This window comes from Armatimonas sp. (assembly GCF_964826245.1).
In genome coordinates this window covers 1-8,584 of record NZ_CBAYMC010000193.1, presented here as the reverse complement: position 1 = coordinate 8,584, position 8,584 = coordinate 1, and the positions used below count along the sequence as shown (strand labels likewise).

The window sequence follows — 8,584 nt, the reverse complement described above, 5'->3', positions numbered from 1 at the left end:
CCACTTGAATGTCGAAAAACGTGAGTGGAAGCACCTGCCTATGTAGGCGTTGTGTTTAGCGAAACGCGCTACGTGCCGATAAAGTCCTCACGATGAAAGATGATCTAGGCGACCGCATGAAGCGCGATTATGAGAGCCGCACGCGCTTTCTGCTCCCGCGCCGCACCTACACGCTGCTCCGTATTGATGGTAAGGCGTTCCACACCTACACGCGTGGCTGCGCTCGCCCCTACGACTTGGGCCTCATGGTCGATATGGACACTGCCGCCGCTGCGCTCTGCAAAGAAGCGCAGGGGGCAGTGCTTGGCTATGTGCAGAGCGACGAGATTAGTATTCTGCTTGCGGACTTTAGCGACACAGGCACCGAGGCATGGTTCGACGGCAACTTGCAGAAGCTGGCCTCGATCTCGGCGAGCACTGTCACCGCGCACTTCAACGCCGCTCGCTTTGCCCGTGGTGTCACGGATAAGCTGGCTGTTTTTGATGCGCGGGTCTGGACAATCCCCATGCCCATCGAGGTGGAGAACTACTTTATCTGGCGGCAGCAGGACGCGACCAAGAACGCGATCTCGATGACGGCACATGCGCATTTCTCGCACGCGTCGCTACAGGGCTTATCCACGGATCAGATGCAGGAGCGGCTCTTTGCGGAGAAAGGCATCAACTTCAACGACCTGCCCGCCGGCTTCAAGCGCGGACGAGTCATCGAGCGCCAGACGAGCGAGCAGAGTGTCACCTACACGCACAAACGCACGGGTGAGGAGCAGACAGCACTTGCTCTGCGAAGCGCTTGGGTATCGGTCGAGCCGCCCATTTTCACGCGGGATCGCCCGTGGCTGAAGGGGCGTCTTCCGGTACACTAAGCGCATGGATGCTAGGCAAGTAGAGCTTCTTCCCACCGGCTACGATGCGCTTTTGAAGGCCATCAAGGAGCGGGTGCGCACCGCGCAGGTTCGCGCTGCGGTGGCGGTCAACACCGAGCTGGTCCGTCTGTACTGGAGCATTGGGAACGACATTCTTCAGAAGCAGCAGACAGAGGGCTGGGGCAGCAAGGTCATTGACCGCCTCTCCCACGACCTAAAAGCATCGTTTCCGATGATGCAAGGGTTTTCCCCACGCAACCTGAAGTACATGCGTGCTTTTGCCGCCGCTTGGCCGGATGACGCAATTGTGCAACGGGTCGTTGCACAATTGCCATGGCGGCAAAATATCGCCTTACTGGACAAGCTCAAAGACCCGGAGCTGCGGCTCTGGTATGCGCAGAAAGCTGTCGAGAATGGCTGGAGCCAGCCGGTGCTGGTGCATCAAATCGAGACACTGCTGCATGAGCGGCAGGGAAGGGCGGTCACCAACTTTGCGAGTACGCTTCCCGCTCCGCAGTCGGACTTGGCGCAGGCGCTGCTCAAGGATCCTTATAACTTTGACTTCCTCACGCTTGCCCCCGATGCGCAGGAGAGGCATCTGGAGGCGGGACTTTTGGTGCATATCCGGGAGTTTCTGTTGGAGTTGGGGCAGGGCTTTGCCTTTGTTGGGAGCCAGTATGAGCTGAGTATTGGGGATCAAGACTTCCGAATTGACTTGCTCTTCTACCACCTGAAGCTGCGCTGCTTTATCGTGATTGATCTGAAGATGCGTGCCTTCGAGCCAGAGTTTGCAGGGAAGATGAATTTCTATCTCTCCGCCGTGGATGACCTCCTGCGCCATCCGAGTGATGCGCCCTCGATTGGGGTGGTTCTTTGCAAGACCAAGAACGCCACAATCGCGGAGTACGCACTTCGGGACATGAACAAGCCTATTGGAGTCTCGACGCATCTCACGGCGCTACTGACCCGCTCGCTCCCAGAGCACTTGCAAAGTGAGTTACCGACGATTGAGGAGCTGGAGCTAAGAGCCGATGCCGTGCCCTTCCCCGAAGAAGGCTAGCAGCGGCTCTGGTGCTACTTGCGCGTAGGTTCCGCGTTCCAGACCTTGAGGTCGTCGAACCAGCCGTCTTTGCCGCCAACGCCGAGCTCGATCTTGGACTTGGTAGCATGGCCGATCCCCGGCGACTTGAGGTAGCCTGCGGGCTTGCCGTCGATAGTCACGCGCATTTCCTCGCCGACGGTTTCTACCACCAGCTTGTACCACTTGCCTGCCTCTAGGTTTACGGGGAAGCTGGCGCTGTGGGTGGCGAGGAGCTTGCTAATTGCCTCTTTGTTGGCGACGGGATCTTTACGTAGCTCGATTAAAGCATTGCTCTGCGTGCCATCGCGCTCGTCTAGAATTGTCACTTTATTGAGGCGCACTTGGGCGCGGCAGAGATGGCCGTAGTGGGAGCCGGTGAACGCGCGGTCATCGAACTCGACATCAATCATGCTGGCGCCCTCGAAGCGAATCTTGCACTCGACGACGCTATCTTTGGTGGGAAGCTCCAGCCCATAGACCGCGGCATGTGCTTTAATCACCGACTTGCCGTCCGCCGCAGGCATGTCTTTTTCGCGGGTCTGTGTGCCCTTGAGGGCTCCGTTCTCAAAAGCAAACGTATCCACGACCCGGTGCCAGCGCTTGTCGTGCTCCGCGCTCTGAAAGTCATCGGTGAAGAGAAGCTCTTTCTTCTTGGCGAGCGTTTTAGCGGGGATCGGAGCCAGCTCCTGAGCCAGCGTCACGGTGGCCAGAAGGAGAAAAGGGACAAGAAATAGGTTTGTTTGCATCGTCGTTAGCGGGAGTATACGAGGTTGCGTCTAGCCACGCAAGCCGGTTTAATTGGTGGCAGGAGAGTGATGGATTTGCCGACACTGATTGTTCCGGATCGCGCCAGTAACCCCGATATAAAAGCGCTTTATTTTGCAGCATCGGCGCTGGGTTGGGAGTTTGCTCCCGTGCGCTACCAGCTTCCCCAGCCCTTCCAAGCCGATGCGCCTGTGCTCTACGGCGACCCGCTATTCTGTGATATTGTCGCGGCGCAGCTCGGGGTGAGGCTTTTAGAACCCTCCGACGATTTTCTGGTGCGCCTGCCGGATGCGTGGCGCAAGCGTCACATCTCACTCACCACGCTCACGGAGGCGCGGCTCTGGAACGACGGCCCGGTCTTCGCCAAGCCCGCCGCCGATAAGTCGTTTCCCGCGACGGTCTATGCCAGCGGCGCGGCGCTTCCCGGTGAGGACAGTGTGCCGGGAACCACGCCCGTCTTGCTCTCGGAGCCCGTGCACTGGGAGGTCGAGTGGCGGCTGTTTGTGCGTGAGGGGAAAGTGGTGACCCGCTCGCCGTACTTTCGCAAGGGCAAGCTAGACTTTGTGGCGCGACCCGAGGAGCTCAGCGAGCTACGGAGCTTCACCAAGGCGCTGCTCCCGGAGATTGAGTCACTCTTGCCGCCCGTCACCGTTTTGGATATTGGAAAGATCGAGGGCAAGGGCTGGGCAGTGGTCGAGGCCAACCCGGCGTGGGCGAGCGGGCTCTATGGCTGCGACCCAAGACAGACGCTCATCGCGCTCTCGCTTGCCACCGTTCTCGGCGACACCCAAAGCGCCTGGCTACGCCCTGCTGCCAATTTAGAGTAAAAGCTGGTGTACACTGGAGTCGAAAATGAATACCATTACGTGGCGCTGGACAGAAGAAGACTGGAAGGTTTGGTACCGCTCTTATGTTGAGAGTGCGACTTATCGAGACCAGTGTCGGCAGGTTAAGACTGTCGGAGCTGTGGTGGGTGTCATCTTAGGCTTGATCATCGGGATGCGGATGTTGATAAGCTGGCTAGAGTTGTTGGGAGTCTTGTTGGTGCTGGGCGGACTGGGGTTTGTGGTGGCCAGTGTGTATCTTAAAGTCTACACGCGCCGTATCATAGCCCAGCAGATCCGCGAGGGGCTGGTACAGTATCCCGTTACCGAGAACTACACCATGACCTTGGAGCCGGAAGGAATTCGCGTCCGGCTCACGGGATCACAGCACCTGTATGAATGGAACACTCTTGAGCACCTTGAAAAAGTTCATGGGGAGTTTCTTTGGTTTCGAATACAGGGTCAAGACTGGTATCTTCCCCCCTCTGCCTTCCCCGATATAGAGCTTCGTACCGCTTTTCTGGAGACAATCGAGCGTGCAAAAGTGGCAGGGGGGGCCTCACCGACGAATGCTCCTTGGTGGCGACAGAGTCAGGGGAACGGCGGATGAACCTCATACTGCTCCCCGAAGCCTATGCGATCTGGAAACTCCCCGCCACAGCGCCTCTGCCGCAAGTAGCGTTCTTCGCCGCGATCCGCACCGCAGACGAACTTTCTCTGGTCACGGAAGACGCACTGGCCCCAAGCGGCGTGCCCTGTGAGCGCGGCTGGCGTGCCCTCAAAGTTGCTGGGCCGCTGGACTTCTCGCTTACTGGAATCCTCGCCGCGCTGGCCGTGCCCCTCGCCGATGCCAAGATCCCCATCTTCGCACTCTCCACCTTTGATACCGACTACATCTTGGCGAAAGAAACCCAGCTCACCGCCGCCGTTGCTGCGCTGGAGTCTGCGGGGCATACTATCCAGCCAGAATAGCGGGGGCGAGCCAGGTGGCCCAGCAGTAGGATTCTTTTCCGTTGGCATCGGTGGTGAAGGTGAGCTGAACCGTGCGGCCAGCGTAGGGCGTGAGGTCCAGCGCGTGCGGGTGGGGCTTGCCGCAGTCGGTGACTTTGGTGCTCCAGATTTCTTTGCCATCCATGCGGACGCCGAAGGTGATGCCACTTGGGGCGGGCTCTTTGGCGCTGTTGAGTACCTCGAAACGGAGCGTCAGGCGTGCGGCCCCGGGGAGAGTGATAGGAAAACTAGCCTCGGCGGCTCCGATGGCTTTCGGGTGCTGGAAAAGGCCGGGGACGCGCTTACCGGTGCTGGTCTTCTCCTTGGCCTGCCGCCAGTCGAGGCAGTTGGTGGGCGTGGCGGTCCAGAGCTGCTTGATCCCGTCCCAGACCATTTCCCCCGGATAGAGCGCCTCCACCCCGACCCCGGAGCGCTCCCCGATACGCTTGGTGGTGGGCTTGGCGTCGTCCCAGCTTTTTAGGCCTGTGAGTGGCAGGAGTGGCGCGATGGTGGCGGCCCACTCGGGCGTCTCGGCTTTCTGGCAGACACTCCACATCGGGCGACGGCGGCCTTCCAGATCGCGCAGGCCCAGCTTGAGGCCGCCTTCTGCGGGGTGATCCTGGTGGCGGTGGAGAATAAAGGCATCGATGCCGGGCATGTGGCGCACTTTCTCGAAGGCGTAGGCATAGGCCGCGGCTTGGATTCTCTCGGCCTGCTCGCCGCTGCCCTTGCAGTTAAAACCCTGCTCCGAGAGGATCACCCGCCGCGCGGCACTTTTGACTTTTTGGCCGGGCGTATTGAGATAGGCGAGGAGCACTTCGAGGTTCTTGAAGGTGATAATCGGTGTGTCAAAGCCCATGCCTGCGTCTTCGTCGTCCCAGAATACCGGATCGAAGAGTCCCTGTGGGTAGGGGTGGTGCGCGACGTGCCAGTCGAAGTCCCCCTCGGCCTTGGTGAGCGCGTTAAGGCCATCCACGAGCTGGCGTCCAGGCATGGTCCGATCTGGCGCTTCGTGGCGGTCGGTCCAGTAGTAGTCCATCGAGACATAGACCCTCAGCTCACGGTGGACGCTTTTTACGGCGAGCCAGGCGAGGCGCAGCGCATCGGCGTACTCGCGCACCACGGTCTCGGGTGACGCTTTCCCGAGGTTGTACCAGTGCCAGTGGCTCTGGACCTCGTTGCCGATAATAAAGCCCCCGATCCGTCCGCAGCGCCCCGCAGGTTCCGTCCAGCGCTTGGCAAGAAACTGCAAGAGCCCCCGGTAGAGCCGCTCGCTCTTGGGGTTGCTCAGGTTAAAGGCCGAGAGGGGGTTGGCCGCGCCTTTCTTGTCGCAGTGCGGGTGGATCAGCAGGTCGCCGTCGGCGGCATCGCGTGGGAAGTAGTTGAGAAAGATCACCGTCACCAGAATCCCCGCCTGGGTAAACGCCCGGACTTCATCGTCGTAGCGGGCGAGCACTCCTGCGGCCAGCGGAATCTTCTCACCGTCCACGTCCATAAACTCAACCGGACCGCCATAGGGGCCGCCGATGGCGGGCTGAAGCACCTCGCGGATACTTAAATTCATCCCGACATGCCTAGCGCCCAGCGCCATGGCATCGGCGCGGTCCACGACACACTGGACGCCTTTGATGCTCTTGGGCCAAGGCAGCGGGTTTGTCCGCGTCGCCGTGTCTGCCAGCTCCGTCACCCACTGCGCGGTCTCGCTCTCACTGCTGCGAAAGCGCCAGAACAGCCGATCTCGTCCGACGCTATCAAACCGAGGCAGAGTGAAGCTTTTTCCCGCCACGCGCTCAACCGTCAGCGACTCCCACGCCGCCGCTCCGACACCCTGACCAAAGAGCTGGCGTGGCACTTGGTGATTGGGGCGAATCGTAAAGGTTAGGGACTTCGCATCGGCACGGATACGGGCAATCGGCGTTGGGGTTTCCATGCCTGATTATACTGCCCGCCGATTTCAACCGGCGGTCTGCTGCGAGAAGAAAAACTCGACGGCGGCGCGGCCTTCTTTGCCGAGGTCGTGGGAGTACTCGTTGACGTACAGCCCGATATGCGCCTCGATCACGCCGTCGGTGAGGTCTTGGGCATGCTGGCGGCAGAGGGCCAGAGCTTCATCGCGGTGGGTATCGGCCCAGGCAAGGCTCTCACGGATCAGGTCGGCGACGGTCTCGGAGAGCCCCAGCGACGTGCGGCAGAGGATCGCCCCAAGCGGGATCGCGTAGCCCGTCTCCGCCTCCCAGTGCTCCCCGAGATCTTGAATGAGAGTCAGCCCATCGGCCTCGTAGGTGAAGCGCTTCTCATGGATCACCACGCCCTGTGTCCCAGGAACCGTCCGCAGCTCCTCATAGAGCGCATCGAAGGGCAGATAACACTTCTCCAGTGGGGCGTGCGCCCAAAAATCCAGCAGGAAGTTTGCGGTGGTCTGGGCTCCCGGAGCGAGAACTTCGGCACTTGGATCAAAGTCTGCATCGCCATTTTTCAGCAGTAGCGGCCCGCAGCCTCGACCGAGCGCTCCACCCGAGGGAAGTAAGTCATAGAGCTGGCTGAGCTTGGGGTAGGCGGCGTAGCTGATCTTGATCACATCGAACTGCCCTGACTGTGCCGCTTCGTTGGCAGCCTGTACATCGAGATAGGCCGTCTCAAAGGCTAGCTCGGGGTGCGCCACTTTTCCGAGCAAAATCCCCGCGAAGATATACACATCGTTGGGGCACGGCGAGATACAAAGACTGAGAGTCATAAAAATCAACAATCCAATCGCGGAGCGATTTTGTGGCGTTTGCGCCTTCAGACGCCGATTTCAATTGGTGGGCAGTCTACGGCGACGGCGCGGAGCAAAAACTGCGGGTTGAACTTTCTATCGCAGTGGGCGCAGGAGCTGCGCGTGAGGCGCTTGCGGCGGTAGATTTTTGCGTGACAAGCAGGGCACTCGTAGGCGTAGCGCCACCAGGCAGCGCTGCGATCTTTGGGTGGGAGCGCTTTCTTACGATCTGGAGGGCAGCCGAGCTTTTCGGCCAGTGCCCAGAACGCTGCGGAGTGGTTCGGGTGCACCAGGTGCGCGACTTCGTGCCGGAACGTGATGAGCGTCTCGTCCCAGCCGTGGTCTAGAAACGCCTGCCAGGAGACCACGATACGTTTTTTTTGCGGCTGGCAGTAGCCCCCGTATTTCTTGCGTGTCGAGACCAGCAGCTCGCTGAGGCGCAGTGCCCCCGCAAAGTGCAATTCATTTAGCCGGTGGAACTCTTCCCACAGTGCCGCTTCAATTTCGTGTCGTTCGGTCATCTCCTGGGCGTATTATACCGACTCAGGTTTTCTTTTCAGGCAGCTTTCGCGTTGCCTGCACGGCTCTCTTTTTGGAGCGCCGCATCAAGGGAGCGCTGAGCCTCTCGCAGGAGATCCTCCGCAGTGCGTGCCTCCTGGGGGTGCCAAGCGGTTCCGGCGACCACACGCAGCGAGCGATGGACACTCTGCCTCGTGTCTTCTAAAACCCCAATCAGACGGTTTGCGGCGAGCTCAACCTGTGGGCCTGTGTTGGGGAGAATTGCCAGAAGATAGTCTCCCTCCCCTCGCCCTGCCATGTCCATGCGACGGATCGAGGAGCGTAGGCGATTGCCACACTGCTCAAAGACTTCATCGCGTGCCCTGCTTTGCAGGGGGAGCCCCAGAAGCTGAAACTGGATCAGGGAGAGAGGCATCCCCGCACGCACGGTTCGTGAGACGGCCTCATTGAGGCGGGCGTGGAGGATCTCGGTGGTGTAGAGGCCCGTGAGCGGATCAAGGACGCTGGACTCACGACGGCGGTGGCGGTCATAGGCTTCTGCCTCGCCCATGAGCTTGCCAAGGCGCTCGACAGCTTTACGCAAGGTGACCGAGACATAGTTGCACGACACGCCTAGCTTCGTGGCGATCTCGGTCTGGGTTAGATTACGGAAGTAGAACTCATAGATCACTTGCTGCTCAAAAGGGCGCAGGCGCTGCATGGTCTCGCGAAGGACAATACGGTTCTCCACATGGACGGCCATGAGCGATGCGCCGCCCGGCTCAAGGCGATCCAGCGTAGTGTCACT

10 protein-coding genes are annotated in these 8,584 nt (G+C 60.0%); 5 read left to right on the top strand and 5 right to left on the bottom strand.

Going from position 1 to position 8,584, the window contains the following annotated elements:
• Nucleotides 1-92 precede the first annotated feature (92 nt).
• Nucleotides 93-863 carry a tRNA(His) guanylyltransferase Thg1 family protein gene (locus tag AC1XOS_RS16465; protein ID WP_481963313.1) on the top strand — a complete coding sequence of 257 codons (771 nt, stop codon included), beginning with the start codon at nt 93-95 and terminating at the stop codon, nt 861-863.
• Between the two features lie 4 nt (nt 864-867).
• Nucleotides 868-1,923, top strand: coding sequence for a PDDEXK nuclease domain-containing protein (locus AC1XOS_RS16460; protein WP_481963312.1), 1,056 nt, complete (start codon nt 868-870; stop codon nt 1,921-1,923).
• 14 nt (nt 1,924-1,937) lie between these two features.
• Here the strand turns inward: AC1XOS_RS16460 and AC1XOS_RS16455 are convergent, their stop codons facing one another.
• The gene (locus AC1XOS_RS16455) at nt 1,938-2,690 is read right to left on the bottom strand and encodes a hypothetical protein (protein ID WP_481963311.1); all 753 of its coding nucleotides are present in this window, start codon (nt 2,688-2,690) and stop codon (nt 1,938-1,940) included.
• A 75-nt stretch (nt 2,691-2,765) separates the two neighbouring features.
• Between AC1XOS_RS16455 and AC1XOS_RS16450 the strand changes: the two genes are divergently transcribed.
• The 3 genes from AC1XOS_RS16450 to AC1XOS_RS16440 are packed head-to-tail and all read left to right on the top strand — an operon-like array spanning nt 2,766 to nt 4,505.
• The gene (locus tag AC1XOS_RS16450) at nt 2,766-3,536 is read left to right on the top strand and encodes an ATP-grasp domain-containing protein (RefSeq protein WP_481963310.1); all 771 of its coding nucleotides are present in this window, start codon (nt 2,766-2,768) and stop codon (nt 3,534-3,536) included.
• Between the two features lie 25 nt (nt 3,537-3,561).
• Nucleotides 3,562-4,143 carry a hypothetical protein gene (locus tag AC1XOS_RS16445; protein ID WP_481963309.1) on the top strand — a complete coding sequence of 194 codons (582 nt, stop codon included), beginning with the start codon at nt 3,562-3,564 and terminating at the stop codon, nt 4,141-4,143.
• Complete coding sequence (locus tag AC1XOS_RS16440; protein WP_481963308.1) at nt 4,140-4,505, top strand: ACT domain-containing protein; 366 nt, start codon at nt 4,140-4,142, stop codon at nt 4,503-4,505. Before AC1XOS_RS16445 ends, AC1XOS_RS16440 begins: the two co-directional genes overlap by 4 nt.
• On the opposite strand, the gene AC1XOS_RS16435 is transcribed toward AC1XOS_RS16440, so the two are convergent.
• From AC1XOS_RS16435 to AC1XOS_RS16420, 4 genes are all read right to left on the bottom strand, one after another.
• Nucleotides 4,489-6,453: a DUF5722 domain-containing protein gene (locus AC1XOS_RS16435; RefSeq protein ID WP_481963307.1), complete on the bottom strand. Its 1,965-nt coding sequence runs from the start codon at nt 6,451-6,453 to the stop codon at nt 4,489-4,491. The two genes, AC1XOS_RS16440 and AC1XOS_RS16435, sit on opposite strands and share 17 nt — an antisense overlap.
• Nucleotides 6,454-6,477: 24 nt before the next feature.
• Entirely contained in the window at nt 6,478-7,257 is a 780-nt protein-coding gene (locus AC1XOS_RS16430; RefSeq protein WP_481963306.1) for a 1,4-dihydroxy-6-naphtoate synthase, read from the bottom strand.
• Between the two features lie 47 nt (nt 7,258-7,304).
• Nucleotides 7,305-7,799: a YgjP-like metallopeptidase domain-containing protein gene (locus AC1XOS_RS16425; protein WP_481963305.1), complete on the bottom strand. Its 495-nt coding sequence runs from the start codon at nt 7,797-7,799 to the stop codon at nt 7,305-7,307.
• Nucleotides 7,800-7,834: 35 nt separating this feature from the next.
• On the bottom strand, nt 7,835-8,584 hold a 750-nt coding region (locus AC1XOS_RS16420), incomplete at its 5' end, for a diguanylate cyclase domain-containing protein (protein ID WP_481963304.1).